General features: G+C 75.1%; 17 protein-coding genes and 2 tRNA genes. 5 read left to right on the top strand and 14 right to left on the bottom strand.

The features are described from left to right. The first annotated feature begins 4 nt into the window (after nucleotides 1-4). Both IE170_RS24070 and IE170_RS24065 read left to right on the top strand, forming a co-directional pair. Nucleotides 5-76 (top strand) — tRNA-Val (locus IE170_RS24070). Between the two features lie 48 nt (nucleotides 77-124). Next, nucleotides 125-196 (top strand) — tRNA-Val (locus IE170_RS24065). A gap of 57 nt (nucleotides 197-253) precedes the next feature. On the opposite strand, the gene IE170_RS24060 is transcribed toward IE170_RS24065, so the two are convergent. From IE170_RS24060 to IE170_RS24050, 3 genes are all read right to left on the bottom strand, one after another. Further along, the gene (locus IE170_RS24060) at nucleotides 254-541 is read right to left on the bottom strand and encodes a TFIIB-type zinc ribbon-containing protein (protein WP_189811538.1); all 288 of its coding nucleotides are present in this window, start codon (nucleotides 539-541) and stop codon (nucleotides 254-256) included. 68 nt (nucleotides 542-609) lie between these two features. Beyond that, the gene (locus IE170_RS24055; protein ID WP_189811537.1) at nucleotides 610-1,662 is read right to left on the bottom strand and encodes a phosphotransferase; all 1,053 of its coding nucleotides are present in this window, start codon (nucleotides 1,660-1,662) and stop codon (nucleotides 610-612) included. Between the two features lie 229 nt (nucleotides 1,663-1,891). Beyond that, a complete protein-coding gene (locus IE170_RS24050) occupies nucleotides 1,892-2,077 on the bottom strand; it encodes a hypothetical protein (protein ID WP_189811536.1) in 186 nt (61 codons plus the stop codon). A 562-nt stretch (nucleotides 2,078-2,639) separates the two neighbouring features. On the opposite strand from IE170_RS24050, the gene IE170_RS24045 reads away from it, so the two are divergent. Continuing rightward, nucleotides 2,640-3,839 (top strand): serine/threonine-protein kinase, encoded by a 1,200-nt coding sequence (locus IE170_RS24045; protein WP_223856897.1) that lies wholly within the window; start codon nucleotides 2,640-2,642, stop codon nucleotides 3,837-3,839. 33 nt (nucleotides 3,840-3,872) lie between these two features. On the opposite strand, the gene IE170_RS24040 is transcribed toward IE170_RS24045, so the two are convergent. The 8 genes from IE170_RS24040 to IE170_RS24005 form a co-directional block, all read right to left on the bottom strand. After that, entirely contained in the window at nucleotides 3,873-4,697 is an 825-nt protein-coding gene (locus IE170_RS24040; RefSeq protein WP_189811534.1) for a TrmH family RNA methyltransferase, read from the bottom strand. Between the two features lie 66 nt (nucleotides 4,698-4,763). After that, nucleotides 4,764-5,999: a uroporphyrinogen-III C-methyltransferase gene (gene cobA, locus IE170_RS24035; protein WP_189811533.1), complete on the bottom strand. Its 1,236-nt coding sequence runs from the start codon at nucleotides 5,997-5,999 to the stop codon at nucleotides 4,764-4,766. A gap of 352 nt (nucleotides 6,000-6,351) precedes the next feature. Further along, nucleotides 6,352-9,690 carry a nicotinate-nucleotide--dimethylbenzimidazole phosphoribosyltransferase gene (gene cobT / locus IE170_RS24030; protein ID WP_189811532.1) on the bottom strand — a complete coding sequence of 1,113 codons (3,339 nt, stop codon included), beginning with the start codon at nucleotides 9,688-9,690 and terminating at the stop codon, nucleotides 6,352-6,354. 252 nt (nucleotides 9,691-9,942) lie between these two features. Continuing rightward, on the bottom strand, nucleotides 9,943-11,145 hold the full coding sequence (gene cbiE, locus IE170_RS24025) for a precorrin-6y C5,15-methyltransferase (decarboxylating) subunit CbiE (protein WP_189811531.1): 1,203 nt from the start codon (nucleotides 11,143-11,145) through the stop codon (nucleotides 9,943-9,945). An 83-nt stretch (nucleotides 11,146-11,228) separates the two neighbouring features. Further along, nucleotides 11,229-11,903 (bottom strand): GNAT family N-acetyltransferase, encoded by a 675-nt coding sequence (locus IE170_RS24020; RefSeq protein ID WP_189811530.1) that lies wholly within the window; start codon nucleotides 11,901-11,903, stop codon nucleotides 11,229-11,231. A gap of 220 nt (nucleotides 11,904-12,123) precedes the next feature. After that, nucleotides 12,124-12,984: a MetQ/NlpA family ABC transporter substrate-binding protein gene (locus IE170_RS24015; protein WP_189811529.1), complete on the bottom strand. Its 861-nt coding sequence runs from the start codon at nucleotides 12,982-12,984 to the stop codon at nucleotides 12,124-12,126. Nucleotides 12,985-13,114: 130 nt separating this feature from the next. After that, nucleotides 13,115-13,783, bottom strand: coding sequence for a methionine ABC transporter permease (locus IE170_RS24010; RefSeq protein ID WP_189811528.1), 669 nt, complete (start codon nucleotides 13,781-13,783; stop codon nucleotides 13,115-13,117). Continuing rightward, complete coding sequence (locus IE170_RS24005) at nucleotides 13,780-14,838, bottom strand: methionine ABC transporter ATP-binding protein (RefSeq protein WP_189811527.1); 1,059 nt, start codon at nucleotides 14,836-14,838, stop codon at nucleotides 13,780-13,782. The genes IE170_RS24010 and IE170_RS24005 overlap by 4 nt, the downstream gene beginning before the upstream one ends. Before the next feature lie 494 nt (nucleotides 14,839-15,332). Between IE170_RS24005 and IE170_RS24000 the strand changes: the two genes are divergently transcribed. Beyond that, nucleotides 15,333-15,701, top strand: coding sequence for a hypothetical protein (locus IE170_RS24000; RefSeq protein WP_189811526.1), 369 nt, complete (start codon nucleotides 15,333-15,335; stop codon nucleotides 15,699-15,701). After that, the gene (locus tag IE170_RS23995; protein WP_373299047.1) at nucleotides 15,694-16,152 is read left to right on the top strand and encodes a hypothetical protein; all 459 of its coding nucleotides are present in this window, start codon (nucleotides 15,694-15,696) and stop codon (nucleotides 16,150-16,152) included. The genes IE170_RS24000 and IE170_RS23995 overlap by 8 nt, the downstream gene beginning before the upstream one ends. A gap of 3 nt (nucleotides 16,153-16,155) precedes the next feature. Here IE170_RS23995 and IE170_RS23990 read toward each other — a convergent pair whose 3' ends face one another. The 3 genes from IE170_RS23990 to IE170_RS23985 all read right to left on the bottom strand — a co-directional run bounded on the left by IE170_RS23990 (nucleotide 16,156) and on the right by IE170_RS23985 (nucleotide 18,514). Continuing rightward, on the bottom strand, nucleotides 16,156-16,668 hold the full coding sequence (locus IE170_RS23990) for a GNAT family N-acetyltransferase (RefSeq protein WP_125543844.1): 513 nt from the start codon (nucleotides 16,666-16,668) through the stop codon (nucleotides 16,156-16,158). Nucleotides 16,669-16,706: 38 nt separating this feature from the next. Then, the gene (locus tag IE170_RS32855; protein ID WP_223856896.1) at nucleotides 16,707-17,222 is read right to left on the bottom strand and encodes an RNA polymerase sigma factor; all 516 of its coding nucleotides are present in this window, start codon (nucleotides 17,220-17,222) and stop codon (nucleotides 16,707-16,709) included. 110 nt (nucleotides 17,223-17,332) lie between these two features. After that, nucleotides 17,333-18,514: a glycerophosphodiester phosphodiesterase gene (locus IE170_RS23985; RefSeq protein ID WP_189811525.1), complete on the bottom strand. Its 1,182-nt coding sequence runs from the start codon at nucleotides 18,512-18,514 to the stop codon at nucleotides 17,333-17,335. Nucleotides 18,515-18,660: the final 146 nt, after the last annotated feature.

Here is an 18,660-nt window from a genome sequence, read left to right as displayed (position 1 = left end):
CCCCGCGCGATTAGCTCAGCGGGAGAGCGCTTCCCTGACACGGAAGAGGTCACTGGTTCAATCCCAGTATCGCGCACGCAGTACCTGCAACACCGTTTGACCTGCGGCTCCACAGCCGTGGCCCGCGCGATTAGCTCAGCGGGAGAGCGCTTCCCTGACACGGAAGAGGTCACTGGTTCAATCCCAGTATCGCGCACCGACCGGAAGCCCCGGCCGTCTCGACGGCCGGGGCTTCCGCATGTGCGGCCGGGGCTCAGGAGGAGAAGAGCATGCGCCCGAAGCCCTTGCGGTGGTGGCCGTGGTGCCCGTGGTGCGGGGCGCCCCAGGCCGGCCCGGCGTGCGGGGCCGGGTACGGCGCCGGGGGCGCGGCCGGCGGCGGGGCCTGCCCGTACTGGCCGGCGGTGTACTGGGACTCCAGCCGGGTCAGCGCCTCCAGCTCCCCGTAGTCGAGGAAGATGCCGCGGCAGCCGCTGCACTGCTCGATCTGGACGCCGTTGCGGTTGTAGGTGTGCATCATCGCGTGGCACTTCGGGCACTGCATGGCCGGACCAACTCCTCGCCGTCTTTCGTCGGCACCGGGCGGCCGCCCGGTGCAGGGGCGCCCCCACCCTACGCCGGTCGGGGACCCTCCAAGTGGGGCGGGAGCGTAGCGATTCGGGCACAGGATTCGACCATCAGCCGCTCCACGTCGTCGAGCCTGCGCCGGTTCTCCGCGGCCTTGGCGAGGGCCAGTGCGGCCGTCTGCACGGTCAGGGCGCGGGCGGCCACGTCCAGGGCCGGCCACGGGTCGCAGCCGGCGGGACCCGCGGCCGGGCCGCCCGCCGTCCGGTAGGCCCCCAGGAACCGGCCCCAGGCGCCGCCGCCGAGGACCCCCGCGGCGTACCAGGCGGCGGGCCGGGCCAGGTCCCAGGCGGGCGCCCCCACCCCGAGGTCGTCGACGTCGATCAGCCGCCAGCCTCCGCCCGCCGCACTCCCCCGCACCAACTGGCCCAGGTGCAGGTCGCCGTGGCACAGGACCCCGCCGCCCGGCGCCGGAACCTCCCCGCGCGCCCACGCGGGCAGCGTCCGCGCCGCGTCCCAGACGACCTGCGGGCCGAGGCCGGAGACTCCCCCGCCGCCCGGGGCGGGCGGGACGGCCGGGGAGCCCGCGGCCGGGCGGGGGCCGCGGTCCGGGCCGCCCGCGCGGGCCAGCCGGCGCAGGGCCCGCGCCAGCTTCGCCGGGCCCCGCATGGCGGGCAGCGGCCCGGGCAGGGCCGCCAGCGGGACCCGGTGCAGCGCCGCCAGCAGCTCCGCGGCGGCCTCCCACGGGGCGTCCTCGGGGCGCTCGGCGTCGACCGGGTCCCCGTACGGCCACAGCGACACCGGCCGGCCCCTCAGCAGGCCCGCGGCCGGCCGCAGCGGCGGGAGCAGCACCCCGGCGAGCGCCCGGTCGGCGGCGATCCGCATCCGGACGGCCAGTTCCTCGGGGTCGCTGTCGGCGGCGTGCGCCTTGGCCACGACCTGTCCGCAGCGCACGACGGTTCCGTCCTCGCGCTCGGCGAGGAGCCGGTACGCGGGCTCCGGCTCGCCGGTGGCGTACGCGGCCAGCGCGGCGGGCAGCGGCGCGGCCGGCGCGGGTACCGCGCCCTTCCCGAGGCGCCGGGCGGCGTGCTCCTGGTTCATCGCTGCTCCCCGCCTGTGCGTCGCTGGGCCACCGGCCCTCGCACAGCAGGTTACGGAACGCCGCGGCGGCAACCGCGGCACGGCGGGAGGGCAAAAGAGCGTGCTGCCCGTCCGACTCCCCAGTCGTACGGGCAGCACCCTTCACCTGCCGTCCGCCGCTCCCCCGTCCCCACGGGGTTCGGCGGGCCGATGCGGCCTGCCCGGGCCGCTCTCCCGGGCGGGGCGCCGCTCAGCGCCCCAGCATCGCGCCCACGGACGACGCCTGCGCCGCCACCTGCTCGAACCCTCCGAAGAGGAAGAGCAGGAGGGCGGCCAGGGGGAGGACCATGGCCGCGGCCACCAGCGGGTGGCGCGTACCGGACTCGTGGGCGTGGAACGCGAATGCCTTGCGCCCCTGCCGTGCGGTGTCCGCCATGGCCCTCTCCCTGTCGTCTGGATGCGGCGGGCGCGTGACCTCGGGGGACGAGAGTGCGTCCGCCGCATGACCACCACAGTAGGCACGGCGGGGGCACGCGGCGTCGTGCCCGCGTACCCATTGGCAGGCCTCCCGGAGGATGACGGGGCCGACCGCGTGTACTCCCCTGGTTGGAGGCCGCCTCCCCTCTGTCGGGGTCTTCCCGGAGGGGGATGACCACAGCGTGGTGAGTTCGCTCACTTCCGTCACTCCCCGCACATACGGGTCCCCGGACCGGGTGCACTGTGATCGCCCCGCCGGTGCGCCCGGCGCACGCGCCCGCCCTCCGGACCGCCCCGGACGCCGCCGCATCCGACGGGACCTCAAACACCGTTCACAGCAGGGGTGTTGGCTCCCCCGGCGGATGCCGCACGGGGGCGGGTGCGGCAGGGTGCCGAACCCCGCGGGGGGCCCCGCGCACTGACGAGCGATTGCCCCGGTGAGGGCGCGGCCTCTGAGCGCTCGTGGCGGATGGTCCGTAAGCTGTGCCACGTCAACAGGACGACGGGTCAGCGGGGTGGACATGGCGATGATGCGGCTCCGGCGCGAGGACCCGCGTGTCGTCGGCTCGTTCAGGCTGCACCGGCGGCTCGGCGCCGGCGGCATGGGCGTGGTCTACCTGGGCTCCGACCGGCGCGGGCAGCGCGTCGCGCTCAAGGTGATCCGCCCCGACCTGGCCGAGGACCAGGAGTTCCGCTCCCGTTTCGCCCGCGAGGTGTCCGCCGCGCGGCGGATCCGAGGCGGGTGCACGGCGCGCCTGGTGGCGGCGGACCTGGACGCGGAGCGCCCGTGGTTCGCGACCCAGTACGTGCCCGGCCCGTCGCTGCACGACAAGGTCGCCGAGGAGGGCCCGCTGACGGCGGCGCAGATCGCCGCGATCGGGGCCGCCCTGTCCGAAGGGCTGGTCGCGGTGCACGAGGCGGGCGTCGTCCACCGGGACCTCAAGCCGTCGAACATCCTGCTGTCGCCCAAGGGGCCGCGGATCATCGACTTCGGGATCGCCTGGGCGACCGGCGCCAGCACGCTGACCCACGTGGGCACGGCCGTGGGCTCCCCCGGCTTCCTCGCCCCCGAGCAGGTGCGCGGGGCGGCGGTCACGCCCGCCACCGACGTGTTCGCGCTGGGCGCCACCCTCGCCTACGCGGCGACCGCCGACTCGCCGTTCGGGCACGGCAGTTCCGAGGTGATGCTGTACCGGGTCGTGCACGAGGAGCCGCACCTGGTGGGCGTGCCGGACGCCCTGGCGCCGCTGGTGCGGGCGTGCCTGGCGAAGGACCCCGAGGACCGGCCCAGCACGCTCCAGCTGTCGATGCGGCTGAAGGAGATCGCGGCCCGGGAGGCACAGGGCCTGTCGGACGGCCGCCCGCCGGCGCAGCGCGTGCGGGCCGACCGGCCCACCGGGCGGCTGACCCAGCCGTTCCCCGAGGAGCGGGCGGAGCGGCGCACCGGCCGTACCCCCGCCCCGCAGGGGGCGGGCGGCAGGGCCGTCAAGGGTGCGCAGGGCGGGCCGCCGTCGCGGCCGTCGTCGCCGCGGAACAAGGGCGGCGGGCCGTCGTCGCGGCCCACCGGCGGGCGCTCGGGCGGCCGTCCGGTGCCGCGGACGACGGGGGCGGGGCGGCGGCCGTCGCGGCCGGACCCGCGGCTGATGCGGCAGCGGCTGATCGTGTTCGTGGTGGTGACGCTGGTCGTGGCGCTCGGGATCGCGGCCGCGCAGAAGCTCTGAGCGCCGAAGCGCGGGGCCCCGGCGCCGTCCGCGTCATGCCGGCCGGGTCGGGCGGGTGGCGTAGAAGGCGACCGCGGAGGCCGCGGCGACGTTGAGGGAGTCGATGCCCTCGGCCATCGGGATGCGCACCCATTCGTCGGCGGCGCGCAGGGCGTGCGTGGACAGGCCGTGCCCCTCCGAGCCCAGCATGATCGCGCAGCGTTCGAAGCGCTCCGGCGGGACCAGGTCCAGGGAGGCGGCCTGCGGGCTGGGCGTCATGGCGAGGATCCGGTAGCCGGCCTCGCGGACCTTCTCCAGGTCGGCGGGCCAGTCCGCGAGGCGGGCGTACGGCACGGAGAACACGGACCCCATGGACACCTTGATGGCGCGCCGGTACAGCGGGTCGGCGCAGTCCGGGGACAGGAGTATGGCGCTGATGCCGAGGGCGGCGGCGCTGCGGAAGGCGGCGCCGAGGTTGGCGTGGTCGACGAAGCCCTCGAAGACGGCGATGCGCCTCCCGGAGCCGCCCGCCGCGAGGATCTCGGCGGGCTCGGGCAGCGGCTTGCGCTGCATGGAAGCGAGCGCCCCGCGGTGCACGTGGTAGCCGGTGACGCGTTCGGCGACCTCGGGGGTCACCGCGTACACGGGGGCGGGGAGTTCGTCGATGACGTCGCGCATGACGTCGACCCACTTCGCGGACAGCAGCATCGACCGCATCTCGAAGCCGGCGTCCTTGGCCCGCCGGATGACCTTCTCGCCCTCCGCGATGAAGAGGCCCTCCTCGGGTTCGCGGCGGCGGCGCAGCTCGACGTCGGTCAGGCCGGTGTAGTCGCGCAGGCGCGGGTCGTCGGGGTCGTCGACGGTGATGAGATCAGCCACAGGGTGATACTGCCTTGTCCGGGGTGGGGTGCCAACGCCCCCTCGGGGGCGCGGTGGTCGGGTCGCTCAGGTCGCGGGGGCCGCCGCGACGCCGACGACGTCGCCGATGACGATGACGGCCGGCGGGCGGACGTCCTCGGCGCGGACCCGTTCGCCGACGGTGGCGAGGGTCGCGTCGACGCGGCGCTGGTTCGCGGTGGTGCCCTCCTGGACGACGGCGACCGGCGTGTCGGCGGGGCGGCCGTGGCGGACGAGGGCCTCGGCGATCAGTCCGATCTTGTCGACGCCCATGAGGACGACGAGGGTGCCGGTGAGCCGGGCGAGCGCGGCCCAGTCCACCAGGGAGCGCGGATCGTCGGGGCCGACGTGCCCGCTGACGACGGTGAACTCGTGGGCGACGCCCCGGTGGGTGACCGGGATGCCGGCGGCGGCGGGCACCGAGACGGAGCTGGAGATGCCGGGCACGACGGTGCAGGCGATGCCGGCCTCGGCGAGGGCCTGGAGCTCCTCCATGCCGCGGCCGAAGACGTACGGGTCGCCGCCCTTGAGCCGGACGACGGCCTTGCCGGCCTTGGCGTGCTCGATGAGGGCGTTGTTGATGGCCTCCTGGGCCATGTACCGGCCGTACGGGATCTTCGCGGCGTCGATGACCTCCACGTGCGGCGGGAGTTCGTCCAAGAGGTCGCGGGGGCCGAGCCGGTCGGCGATGACGACGTCGGCCTCGGCGAGGAGCCGCCGGCCGCGGACGGTGATCAGGTCGGGGTCGCCGGGGCCGCCGCCGACGAGGGCGACGCGGGGCCCGCCCTCGGCGCGGCCGCGGTGGCCGGGTGCGGCGAGGGTGCCGTCGCGCAGCCCCTCGACGACGGCGTCGCGGACGGCCGCGGAGCGGCGCGGGTCGTTGCCGGTGAGGACGGCCACGGTGACGCCCTCGACGCGGCCGGTGGCCGGGGTCCAGGCGGTGGCGGCGGAGGCGTCGTCGGCGCGGACGCACCAGACCCGCTCGCGCTCGGCCTCGGCGGACGCCTGCTCGTTGACGTCACGGTGCTGCGTGGCGATCAGCGCGTACCAGGCGCCGGCGAGGTCGCCCTCGCGGTAGCGGCGGCGCTCCCAGCGGATCTCGCCGGTCTCGGCCATGGCGTCGACGGACGCAGTGGCGGACGGCGAGACGAGCAGGACGTCGGCACCCGCGGCGACGAGCGCGGGGAGGCGGCGCTGGGCGACCTGTCCGCCGCCGATGACGACGACGCGGCGGCCGGCGAGGCGGAGTCCTACGGGGTAGGCGGGGTGTGCCGGATGTGCCATGGCGGTGCGGCTCCTGGGACGGCGGTGGTCTGCTGCCGCTGCTGCGCTGGAGCGGCCTGTCCGGTGTGACGTGCGGTTTCGGGTGTGCGGGTCCACGATACGACCCGCTGCGCCGGCCGCTGCGCGGGGCCTTTTCCCCGCCCCGCCCCCTCCCGAAACCGGGGCCTGCGGCCCCGGCCCCCGCCGGGGCGTCCGCACCAGACCCCGCGCCTCCAACGCCGGCGGGGCTGATTTTCGGCCCGCCCGGCGTTTGGGGGCACGGGCGCGGAGCGCGCGTACGGGGTCCGGGGGCTGCGCCCCCGGTTTCGGGAAGGGGCGGGGTGGGGGGAAGGCCCCGCGCAGCGGGACGGTGCTACTTCTCGGTGACTCCGGCGGAGTCGAACGTGGCGACCTCGTGCATCGCGCGGGCAGCGCTCTGCACCAGCGGGAGGGCGAGGAGGGCTCCGGTGCCCTCGCCGAGCCGCAGGTCCAGGTCCACCAGCGGGCGCAGCCCGAGCTTGTTGAGCGCGGCGACGTGCCCGGGCTCGGCACTGCGGTGCCCGGCGATGCACGCGGAGAGCGCCTCGGGGGCGATGGCCCGGGCCACCAGCGCGGCCGCGCCGGCACTGACGCCGTCGAGGATGACCGGCGTCCGCAGGGAGGCGCCGCCGAGGAGGAGGCCGACGATCGCCGCGTGCTCCAGCCCGCCGATGGCCGCGAGGACGCCGATGGGGTCCGCGGGGTCGGGCTGGTGGAGCTCCAGGGCGCGGCGGACGACGTCCACCTTGCGGGCGTGGGTCTCGTCGTTGATGCCGGTGCCGCGGCCGGTGACCTCCGACGGGTCGGCGCCGGTGAACACGGAGATGAGGGCGGCGGAGACCGTGGTGTTGGCGATGCCCATCTCGCCGGTGAGCAGGGCCTTGTTGCCGGCGGCGACGAGGTCGCGGGCGGTCTCGATGCCGACCTCGATGGCCGCGACGGCCTCTTCGCGGGTCATGGCCGGGCCGGCGGTGAGGTCGGCGGTGCCGGGGCGGACCTTGCGGGGCAGCAGGCCGGGGGTGGCCGGGAGGTCGCCGGCGACTCCCACGTCGATGACGCAGACCTCGGCGCCGACCTGGTTGGCGAAGGCGTTGCAGACGGCGCCGCCGCCGAGGAAGTTCGCCACCATCTGGGTGGTGACCTCCTGCGGCCAGGGGGTGACGCCCTGGGCGTGCACGCCGTGGTCGCCGGCGAAGATCGCGACCGCAGCGGGCTCGGGGATCGGCGGCGGGCAGACCCGGGACAGCCCGGCGAGCTGCGCGGAGATGATCTCCAGCATGCCGAGGGCGCCGGCGGGCTTGGTCATGCGCTTCTGCCGCTCCCAGGCCTCGCCGAGCGCCTTCGCGTCGAGCGGGCGGATGCTGGCGACGGTCTCGGAGAGCAGGTCGTGCGGCGCCTCGCCGGGCAGGGCGCGGCGGCCGTACGTCTCCTCGTGGACGACCCAGGCGAGCGGCCGGCGCTGCGACCAGCCGGCCTGCGCGAGCTCGGGCTCCTCGGGGAACTCGTCGACGTATCCGACGCACAGGTAGGCGACGACTTCGAGGTGTTCGGGCAGGCCGAGCTCGCGGACCATCTCGCGCTCGTCGAAGAAGCTGACCCAGCCGACGCCGAGGCCTTCGGCGCGCGCGGCGAGCCAGAGGTTCTCCACCGCGAGGGCGGAGGAGTACGGGGCCATCTGCGGCTGGGTGTGCCGGCCGAGGGTGTGGCGGCCGCCGCGGGTGGGGTCGGCGGTGACGACGATGTTGACGGGGGTGTCGAGGATGGCCTCGATCTTCAGTTCCTTGAACTGCTTGGCCCGGCCCTTGGGCAGGGACTTGGCGTAGGCCTCGCGCTGGCGCTGGGCGAGCTCGTGCATCGTGCGGCGGGTTTCGGCCGAGCGGATGACGACGAAGTCCCAGGGCTGGGAGTGGCCGACGCTGGGCGCGTGGTGCGCGGCCTCCAGGACGCGCAGCAGCACCTCGTGCGGGATGGGGTCGGTGCGGAAGCCGTTGCGGATGTCGCGGCGCTCGCGCATGACGCGCAGGACGGCCTCGCGCTCGGCGTCGGCGTAGCCGGGGGCGGGCTCGCCGGCGGGGGCGGCGGGCTCCCGCGGCGCGGCGGCTTCGGCGGGTGCCGGGTCGGCGGCTTCGGGGGCGGCGGGGGCCTCGGCCGGGGCTTCGGCCTGAGCGGCGGGCTCGGCGGCCGGGAAGGGCTCGGCGGCGGGCTGCTCCGGCGCCGCCGGGACCGGCTGGACGAGGGCTTCGGCGGGCTGCTCGGCGGCCTGGGACGCGTCGGGCGCCTGCTCGGCGGGGACCTGCGGGGCGGGCGGCTGCTCGGCGGCGGGGGCGGCGCCCTCGGCGGCCACCGCCTCCGGCTCGGCCGGGACGTCGGCCCGGACGGCCTCGGCCGGCTGCTCGGGGGCGGCGGCCTCGGCGGGTACGGCCTGCTCGGCGGGCGCGGCCTGCTCGGCGGGTACGGCCTCGGCGGGAGCCGCGGCGGCCTCCGGGGCCACCGGAACCGCCTGCGGGGCGGCCACCGGCTCGGCGGGAGCCTCGGCCACCGGTGCCTCCCCGGCGGGAGCCTCGACGGGCGCTTCGGCGGCGGGAGCCTCTGAGGCCTCCGGCTGAGCCACGGCCTCGGGCTGCGGGGCCTCCGGGGCGCCCGGAACGGCCTCGGGCGCGGGAACGGCCTCAGGGGCGGCCACGGCTTCGGGAGCCACGGCCTCCAGGGCACCCTCAGGCGCGGGGGCACCCTCAGGCGCGGCCGCGGTCTCCGGTGCAGGAACGCCCTCCGCCGCGGCGACGGGCTCGGCGACGGGTTCGGCGACGGCCTCGGGAGCCGCCTCGGTGGCCTCCGCCGCGGGGACGGACTGTACCTGCTGGTCGGGGTGCGGCTGTGCCTGCTCCGGCGCGGGCTGCGGCTGCTGCGGCTCCGCGGCGGGGAACGCCTGCACGGCGGCGGGCTGCGCGGCGGGCACCGGCTCGGCGCCCCAGGGCGCGCCGGCCTGCGGCGGGACCTCGCCGAGCTGCGGGGCCGCCTGCGCGGGGGCGTCCTGCCGCGGCACGTCCAGGTATTCGGGGCCGGTGGTCGGCGGGCCCGCCTGGCGCACGGGCATGGGCGGGACGGCGCCGCCCAGGGGCGCGGTCGGGGCGGGGGGCACGGGGGCGGCGGGGCCGCGGTCGGCGAGGGAGCGGACGACTCCGGTGGCCTCGGGCACGGCGGGGCCCATGTGCAGCGGCCGGACGGGCGGCGCGACGGGCGCTGCCTGCGCGGCGGCGTGCGGCGGCACCATCCCGCCGAGGTCCAGGGAGCCGGAGTCGCGGCCCCCGGCTTCGTGCACGCCGGCGCCGTACGAGGCGTCGGCGGGGTCGGGGAAGGCGGCCGGCGCGGGGTGGGCGGGCTCGGCGTAGGCGGCGTGCGGGTCGGCGTAGTCGGCGTACGGGGCGTCGCCGTAGGAGGTCTCGACGGGGTAGGCCGGCGCCGGCGGGACCACCTGCGGGTCGCTCCACGAGCCGTGGCCGTGGCCGCTCGGCATCAGCAGGAGTTCCTCGTCCTCGGCCTCGGCGGGGTTGTCCACGAGGTCCTGGAAGGCGTAGGCGCCCGGCTGCGGGACCTGAGCCGGAATGCCCTGCTGGTCCACCATGCCCGCGTTGTCCGGGAGTCCCTCGCCCGGTACCTGGCCGGTGTCGGTCATGCGTACCCCTCGCCCATCGTGTTGCCTCTTCGATCGCCCGGCGCCCACAAGACCAACGAGCGGGGTTGCCGTGCGACGCGTCGTCCGCGTACGCACCCTGCGACAACCAGTAAGCATTGTCGCGCCCGTTCGCCGCCGCGGCGGCCGAAACCGCCGCGGTCTGCTGTGGACTGCGCCACGTCGCGCGTCTTGTTGTGCCGCCGTCCCTGGGCGTACCAGGGCAGTACGACGATCGGCCAGCCTACCCCGGCCTCAGGCCCGGTGGTTCACCGGGCGCCGGGCTGCCAGGAGGAACACGACGGTACGGTCCTGTTCGTTCCAGGTGAGGGGGTCGAGCCCGACGGACTGCAGGAGGGCGCATTCGACGGCGTATCCGCCCTCGGCGAGGGCGCGGCCGATCGCCTCCGCCTCGTCGCGGGTGGAGGCGTGGCTGACGATCCGTTCGGGGCGGCGTTCGGCGACTGCCGCGACGACGTCGGCGCCGCCTCCGCCGACGCGGACGACGTCGGGTTCGGGGAGGTCCTCCAGGACGTGCGGGGCGCGACCGGCGAGGACCTGGAGCTGGACTCCGCGCGCGCGGGCGGCGGCGGCCGTGCGCTCGCAGGCCTGCGGGTCGGCGTCGACGGCGATGACGGCGGCCCCGAAGGCGGCGGCTTCGACGGCGAAGGCCCCGGAGCCGGCGCCGATGTCCCAGACGAGGTCGCCGGTGCGGGGGCCGAGCCGGGCCAGCTGGGCGGCGCGCAGGGTGGCCGACTCGCCTTCGCCGGTGCCGTCCTCCGGGCGGGCCCAGCCCCGTCCGGAGGTGCGGGCGGGGTTGTGTCCGAGGATCCAGGCGGGGTCGGCGGAGACGGTCTGGCCGCCGATGACGATGACGACGTTGGGGTTGCGCCAGGCGTGGTCGGCGGCCTTGTCGGAGGTGACGACGGTGACCTGTTCGCGGTCGGTGCCGAGTTCCTCGCAGATGACGAAGGTGCGGTGCACGGGCCCCAGCAGCAGGGCGAGTTCGGCGGGACCGGCTCCGGGCGAGGTGAGGACGGCGACCTTGCCGTGGGCGCGGCAGACGTTGACGGCGCGGCGCAGGGTGCGGGGGTGGGCGACGACGACCTGGGCGTCGTCCCAGGGCATGCCGGCGCGGGCGAAGGCGGCGGCGACGGAGGAGACGGCGGGGACCACCTCGACCTCCAGTCCGTGCTCGGGGGCGCGCAGGGTGCGGACGACGCCGAAGAAGCCGGGGTCGCCGTCGGCGAACACGACGGCACTGCCGCGGTGTCCGGCGATGCGGCGTGCGGCGAGGCCGAGGCTGCCGAGGCGGATGCGTTCGGCGGTGGGCGGCACCTCGGGGAGGGCGAGGTGGTGGGCGGCGCCGGCGACGAGGGTGGCGGCGGAGAGCGCGGAGCGGGCGGCCGCGGTCAGGGGGGAGCCGTCCCAGCCGATCACCGTGACCCGGTCGGCCATCGTCGTCTGTCTCCTGGGGTGGTGGGGGGTGGAGGGGTGGTCGTGGGCCGGGCGTGCCGTGGAGGGCCCGGCCGGGCGGGGCGTCAGTTCCAGTCGGCGCCGACGCGCAGGCCGCCGGTTTCGGCGGGGCGGGCGAGGGCGCTGCCGTAGCCGTCGGGGGCGCCGTATGCGTCGGTGTCTTCGAGGTCCTCGGGGAGGAGGCTCCAGACGATGAGGTCGGTGCGGGCGTGGCTCCAGCTGCCGTCGGCGTTCTGGATGCGGGCTATCCAGGCGTTGCGCAGAACGCCTTCGCTGATGCAGCCGATCTTCTGTGCGACCTGCTGGGAGGCGGTGTTGTCGGCGGCGGTGCGCATTTCGAGGCGTTCGAAGCCCTGGCCGCGGAAGAGCCACTGGGCGACGGCGAGGACGGACTCGCCGGCGTAGCCCTCGCCTCGGGCCCAGGGGGCGGTGATGTAGGCGGCCTCGGTGCTGCGGGTGCGCCAGTCGGTGTTCTTCAGGTGGACGGTGCCGACGAGGCGCTGGGTGAGGAACTCGGCGACGGCGAAGACGATGCCGCGGCCGCTGGTGCGTTCGGCGTGGGCGTGGCGGGTGGCCCAGCCGTGGGCGTCGGCGTGGGTGTAGGGGTGGGGTGCGGGGGTCCAGGCGGTGACGTGCTCGTCGTTCATCATCTCGGCGAGCGCGGTGACGTCCTCCACGTCGAAGGGGCGCAGCACCAGCCGGTCCGTGCTGATGGTGACGTCCGGGAAGGTGGTAGTCATGCGCAGCTCCATGCCTGAGAGGTGGGGCGACCGTGGTGCGGGACCGGGTGGGCGGGGGCGCCGTCGTGCGGGCCGTCCAGCCACAGCATGCAGCATCGAACGGCCTGTGTGCATGGCCGCCCCTGCCCGCTCGCGGGCAGGACGCGGCCCCGCACGCCCGGTGGGGTGTGCGGGGCCGTGTGCCCGGGGCGGCCGCGCCGGTGCGGGGCGCGGCGCGGGGTCAGGAGGCGGGGGTGCCGAAGGCCGGGGTGACGGAGCCCTGGTACTTCTCCTCGATGAACTTGCGGACCTCGTCGGAGTTGAGGAGCTTGGCGAGCTTCTCGACGCGCGGGTCCTTCTCGTTGCCGGCCTTGACCGCGAGGAAGTTGGCGTACGGGTTGCCCTCGGACTTCTCCAGGACGAGGGCGTCCTTGGCCGGGGAGAGCTTCGCCTCCAGGGCGTAGTTGCCGTTGATGACGGCGGCGTCGACGTCGCCGAGGGCGCGCGGGACGGTGGCGGCCTCCAGCTCCTTGAACTCCAGGCCCTTCTTGTCGGTGATGTCGGACAGCTTGGCGCTGGTGCCGACGCCTTCCTTGAGGGTGATCAGGTTGTTCGCGGCGAGCAGCTGGAGGGCTCGGCCCTCGTTGGTGGTGTCGTTGGGCACGGCGACGGTGTGGCCGGGCCCCAGGTCCGTGATCGCCTTGACCTTCTTGGAGTACAGGCCGAGGGGCTCCAGGTGCACGTTGACGACGGGCACGATGTGGGTGCCGTTCTTCTTGTTGAAGTCGTCGAGGTACGGCTTGTGCTGGAAGTAGTTGGCTCCGACCTGGCCCTGCTCGGTGGCGGTGTTGGGCAGGACGTAGTCGGTGAACTCCTTGACCTCCAGCTTGAGGCCCTCCTTGGCGGCGAGCTTGTCCTTGACGAAGTTCAGGACGTCGGCGTGCGGGCTCGGGGAGGCCGCGACGACGAGGGGCTTGCTCTCGTCCGCGGCGCCGCCGGACGCGGCGGAGGAGGGGTCCGAGGCGCTGCCGCAGGCGGTGAGGCCGAGGGCGAGGGCGGCGGTCGCAGCGGCGAGGACGGTGGGCTTGGTGTTCTTACGCACGAAGAGTGCCTTTCATTGCGGTGCAAGTGCGCGGGTCGTGCGCGGGTCTTGCAGGTGGTGGCCCAAGCACGACGAGTGCGGGCTCTTGGGGGGTGGGTGGTTCGGGGGCCGCCGGGTGGGCGGGGCCGGGTCAGGCGGTGCGGCCGCGGCGGGCGAGGAGGCGTACGGCGCCGTCGCCGATGAGCTGGATCACGGTGACGAGGGCGATGAGGATGGCGACGGTGGCGAGCATGAAGCCGGTCTCGAAGCGCTGGAAGCCGTAGGTGACGGCCTTGGAGCCGAGGCCTTCGCCGCCGACGGCGCCCGCCATCGCGGAGTAGCCGACGAGGGTGATCAGGGTGGTGGTGACGGCGGCGACGAGCGAGGGCAGGGCCTGGGGCAGGAGCACCTTGCCGACGATGGTCGGGACTCCCCCGCCCATGGACTCGACGGCTTCGACGAGCCCGTGGTCCACCTCTCGGACGGCGGTCTCGACGAGGCGGGCGAAGAAGGGGATGGCGCCGATGGCCAGGGGGACGATCATGGCGGTGGGGCCGATGAAGGTGCCGACGACGGCGGTGGTGACCGGGATGAGGGCGATCAGCAGGATGATGAACGGCAGCGAGCGGCCGATGTTCACGACCACGCCGAGGGCCTTGTTGAGCGGCCGGTTCTGCAGGAGGCCGCCCTTGTCGGTCAGGACGAGGAGGATGCCGACGGGCAGGCCGCCCAGCACGGTGACGAGGGTGGACCACAGCACCATGTAGAGGGTGTCGTACGTGCCCTGGGTGAGCAGGGGCTGCATCTCGGACCAGGTCACTTGGCACCTTCCTTGACGAGTTCGGCGATCTCGGTGTCGAGGTCGGGGCCGGCGGCGTCGACGGGCTCGACCTGGAGGCCCTGTTCGCGGAGGAAGCCGACGGGCACGACGTTGTCCTCGTAGCGGCCGGGCAGCTCGATGCGCATGCGGCCGACCTGGCGTCCGCCGACGGTGTCCATGGCGGCGCCGAGGATCGAGATGTCGATGTTGTAGGTCCGGGACAGCTGGGAGATGACCGGCCGGGTGGCGGCGTCGCCGTGGAAGGTGACGTCGACGACCGTGCGGTCGGGGCCTCCGGCGGCGCCGGTGAGGGGGAACAGCTCTTCGGCGAGCTCGGAGCCGGGGGTGGCGAGGAGCTCGGCGACGGTGCCGGACTCGACGATCCGGCCCCGCTTCATGAGGGCGGCGGAGTCGCAGACGGTCTTGACGACGTCCATCTCGTGCGTGATGAGCAGGACGGTCAGGCCGAGGCGCTGGTTGAGGTCGCGCAGCAGCTGGAGGATGGAGCGGGTGGTCTCGGGGTCCAGGGCGCTGGTGGCCTCGTCGGAGAGGAGGACCTTGGGGTCGCCGGCGAGGGCGCGGGCGATGCCGACGCGCTGCTTCTGGCCGCCGGAGAGCTGGCCCGGGTAGGCCTTGGCCTTGTCGGCGAGGCCGACGAGGTCGAGGAGTTCGAGGGCCTTGCGGGAGCGCTCGCGGGCGGGGGTGCCCAGGATCTCCAGGGGGAGCTCGACATTGGCTTGGACGGTCCGCGAGGAGAGCAGGTTGAAGTGCTGGAAGACCATGCCGATGCGGCTGCGGGCCTCGCGGAGCTCCTTGCCGGCGCGGCGGCCCCGGCCGGCGAGGGCGGTGAGGTCGACGCCGTCGACGGTCACGGTGCCGGAGGTGGGACGCTCCAGCAGGTTGACGCAGCGGATGAGGGAGGACTTGCCGGCGCCGCTCTGGCCGATGACGCCGAAGACCTCGCCTTCGCGGACGTGGAGGTCGACGCCGTCCAGGGCGGTGACCTCGCGGCCACGGGACTGGTAGACCTTCGTGAGGCCCGATGTGGTGATCACAGGATTTCCGTCGCTGTCGAGTGCGCGGCGCAGCGGTGTGTGCTGGGCGCCGTGCACGGGGCAAACATCTGGGGCGCGATACGGGTCAAACCGGATTGATACGGCGGTTTCCACGTAGGCGCGGGGCAGGAGCGGTCCGGTCCGTTCTGCGGGGCAGGGACGGGGCGGACGGGCTCGGCCGGTCTCGCTTCGGGGCGCGGGACGGGTGGAGAGGGGCCCTCAGAAAGCGCACATTCGACACATACAACGAGCACCGGGCGTCATCGTCGCCTCGGTCGCAAGGGTGCGGCTGCTCGTCGTGGTCATGGGCCCCAGTAAACCAGACATATCCCTTGACCGATCAATTATGTCCGAATAGCGGACGATCATGAGTCGGATACCGGACACAATCGGTCTTCCCCCGGCCACCCGTTACCGGGGTCCGGGGGGCATTTCGCCGCTGCCCGCACAGGGGCGGGCGCAGCCGCTCCCCCGGCCCGTAATACGCTCGCTGCATGCTCGACGCCCTGACGGTCGCCATCGGCGCGGCCGCCCTCGCACTCGCCGCCTGGTGCGGTTTCGCCGCCCTGCGGAACCAGCCGACCAAGGACTGGCACTTCATCGGCATGGGCGTGGTGACCCTGCTGGTCCTCGCCCAGCTGGTGGTCGGCATCGTGATGCTGGCCCGCGGCCAGCGGCCCGACGAGGGCTCGGTGATCTTCCTGGCGTACCTGGTGGGGGCGTTCGCCGCGGTCCCGGCCGCCGGGCTGCTCTCGCTGAGCGAGCGCACCAAGTGGGGATCGGTGACGGTGGCCGCCGGCGCGGTGGTCCTCGCGGTCCTGGAAGTACGGCTCTACGACATCTGGGGGACCCCCGGTGCCTGACACGGACCACACCCCGGCAGCGGCAGGGAGCGCCGGCGCCGCCCCGGACGCCCCGGCGGCCCCCGGCGGGCGGCGGCTCGTCTCCGGCCCGGGGCTGCTGCTCGTCTGGCTGTACGGCGTGATCACGGTCGGCGCGGTCTCGCGCTCCGTCTACCAGATCTCGACCGAATTCGACCGGGCGCCGCTGCCGTACACGCTGACCGGCGCGGCCGCCCTCGTGTACTGCTTCATCACGTATTCACTGGTGCGCGGCGGCGAGCGGGCCCGCAGGGCGGCGCGGCTGTGCTGCGCCGCCGAACTGGCCGGCGTCCTCGTCGTCGGCACCTGGACCCTGCTGCGCCCGGAGGCCTTCCCGGACGCCACCGTGTGGTCGCAGTTCGGGATGGGCTACCTGTTCATCCCGGTGATCCTGCCGATCACCGGGATGCTCTGGCTGCGCGTCAGGCGCTGACCTTCAGGCGCTGACCGCGAAGTCGGCGGCGCCCGCCGCCCGCTCCTTCTCCAGGACCACCAGGCGCACGCCGTCGGAGGCGGTGCGCCCGCCGACCTGCACGTAGCCCGCCTTGCGGTACAGCCGCAGGTTCGACTCGCTCTTGTGGCCGGTGTGCAGGCGGAAGCGGGTGGGGGCGGACTCGCGGCCGCCGAGCGCCTCCTCGACGGCGCGCAGCAGGCGGGCGCCGAGGCCGTGGCCCTGGAGGCGGGGGTGTACGCACAGCTTGGCGATGCTGCCGGCGCCGTCCTCGTCGATGCGGCCGCGCACGGTGCCCACCACTTCCTCGCCGAGCCGCGCGACGAGCACCGTGTCGGAGGCGAGCTCCGCCTTCAGGGAGTCCAGCGTCTGGGTGAGCGGCTGGATGCGGTAGTTGCCGTACAGCTCGGCCTCGCGCTGGAACGCCAGGTACTGGAGTTTGAGGATCTGCTCGGTGTCCTCGGCAACCGCCGCCGAAATGGTCACGCTCATGCCCATGTGCGCACGCCTCCTGCTCACCTGGTGGCCCGTTGGTTCTACCGCTCCCTTCCCCGAAGGCCAGGAGCCCCAACCTCTGACGCGAGCATTCTGCGCAGACATCCCAGGCAACGGGAACGGACGGGCCCCAAACTTCCTTGTGAGATACCCAACTCTCCTGCGATTTCACGGTAAGTCAGGTCTCTGGGCGACAGAAGTGCCCGCATCAGCTCGGGGCAGCGCCCGGGCAGTCGGGCGACCGCCGAACGGAGGGCCCGGTGCTCCTCCCCGTGCAGGGCGGCTTCCTCGGGCGCGGCGCCCGCGTTCCCGGGGCGGCTCCCGTACGGGACCTCCCGGCGGGCGCGGCGCCGGGCGCGGCGGGCCTCGGCCCGTACGGCCCGGCGCAGCCAGCGGGCGGGCTCGGCGGGGGCGGGGCCGGCCTCCAGCAGCCTGACCCAGACGGCCTGTTCCAGGTCGGCGGCCTCCATACCGGCACCGGCGGCCTCCGCGGCCGCCTCGGCGGAGAGCAGCGGGCCGAGTCGGTCGAGTACCCCGGGGTCCTTCAGCAGGTCCATGCCGGGCGGGACGCGCGGGCGGGGCCCCGCGGTTTCCCGTCCCGGCACGACCCACCCGAAGGCGGTGCTCCGCTTCCTGGTTGACGTGCGTCGGGCGGCGGCCGGGGCCCTCAGGGGCGGCCGCGGCCGGGCCGGAAGTCCTCGGCGGCGAGGAGCCCCGTGTCCGGCTGGTCGGTGAAGATGCCGTCGATGCCCTGTGCGAAGTAGGCCCGGAGCGCGCCGAAGGCGTCCCCGTAGGCGGCCGGGTCGGTGCCCCTGCGGAACTCGGCCGGCAGGAAGGCGTTCTCGTTGCGTGCGGTGTAGGGGTGCAGGACCAGCCGCCGGGCGTGGGCGTCGCGGACGAGGCTGGTGGGGGTGCCCAGCCGGCCGTCCGCGGTGCGGGGGATGACGAGGTCGAGGGTGGGGCCGATTCCCTGGGCGAACGAGGCGATCCACTTCAGGCCCTCGGGCGTGACGAGGTCCGCGACGGTGCGCCGGTCGCCGGCCAGGACGAAGTCCCAGGGGCGGCTGCGGGCGTCGGAGAGCAGCACGACCCGCGGCGCGTCGACCAGCCGGGCGAGCCGCTGGATGCTGGACGGCTCGAAGGACTGGAGGAAGACGGGGGCGTCGCGCCCGTCGCGGCCGTGGCGGCGCAGCAGCCGGGCGAGGGGCTCCTCCAGTCCGAGGCCCAGGGAGCGGAAGTGGCTGGGGTGCTTGGTCTCGACGTGCAGCCAGACCGGGCGCCCGCGCCGCCTGCCCTCGCGGTCGGCCCAGCTCAGCACCTCTTCGAAGGTGGGGACGTCCCAGCGCCCGTCGTAGAGGGTGTTGCGCTGGCGCACGGCGGGGATGCGCTCCTTGGCGCGCAGGGTCTTCAGTTCGGCGAGGGTGAAGTCCTCGGTGAACCAGCCGGTCACGGCGGTCCCGTCGATGGTCTTGGTGGTGCGGCGGGAGGCGAACTCCGGGTGGTCGGCGACGTCGGTGGTGCCGCCGATCTCGTTCTCGTGCCGGCACACCAGGTGCCCGTCGCGGGTCGGCACGAGGTCCTGCTCGACGACGTCGGCGCCGAGGTCGAGGGCGAGCGCGTACGAGCCGAGGGTGTGCTCGGGCCGGTGTCCGGAGGCGCCCCGGTGGCCGATGACCAGCGGCACGGGCAGCCCGCGGTACCCGCCGCGCCGGTCCCCGCCGGCCCGCCGCTCCTGCCCGGGCTCCGCGGCGGCCGCGGAGCCCGCGCCGAGTCCGGCCGTGCCGGCGGCGCCCGCCGCGAGGACGGCCGCCCCGAGGACCGTGCGCCGTGCTGCCCCACCCTGCGTCATGAATGGCACTCCCTGCTGGTCGGGGGCCGCGGCGGGACCGGTGCGCCGGCGCCCGCGGCGGCCCGGATCGGCGAGCCGATGGTAGGCACCGGCGGGTGGCCCGGAGGGGGTCGCCGGCCGAACTTGGCGCAAACGCGCGTCAACAA

The sequence above is a fragment of the Streptomyces toxytricini genome (genome assembly GCF_014649915.1).
GTDB lineage: Bacteria > Actinomycetota > Actinomycetes > Streptomycetales > Streptomycetaceae > Streptomyces > Streptomyces toxytricini.
This window is presented reverse-complemented; position numbering and strand designations above follow the sequence as displayed.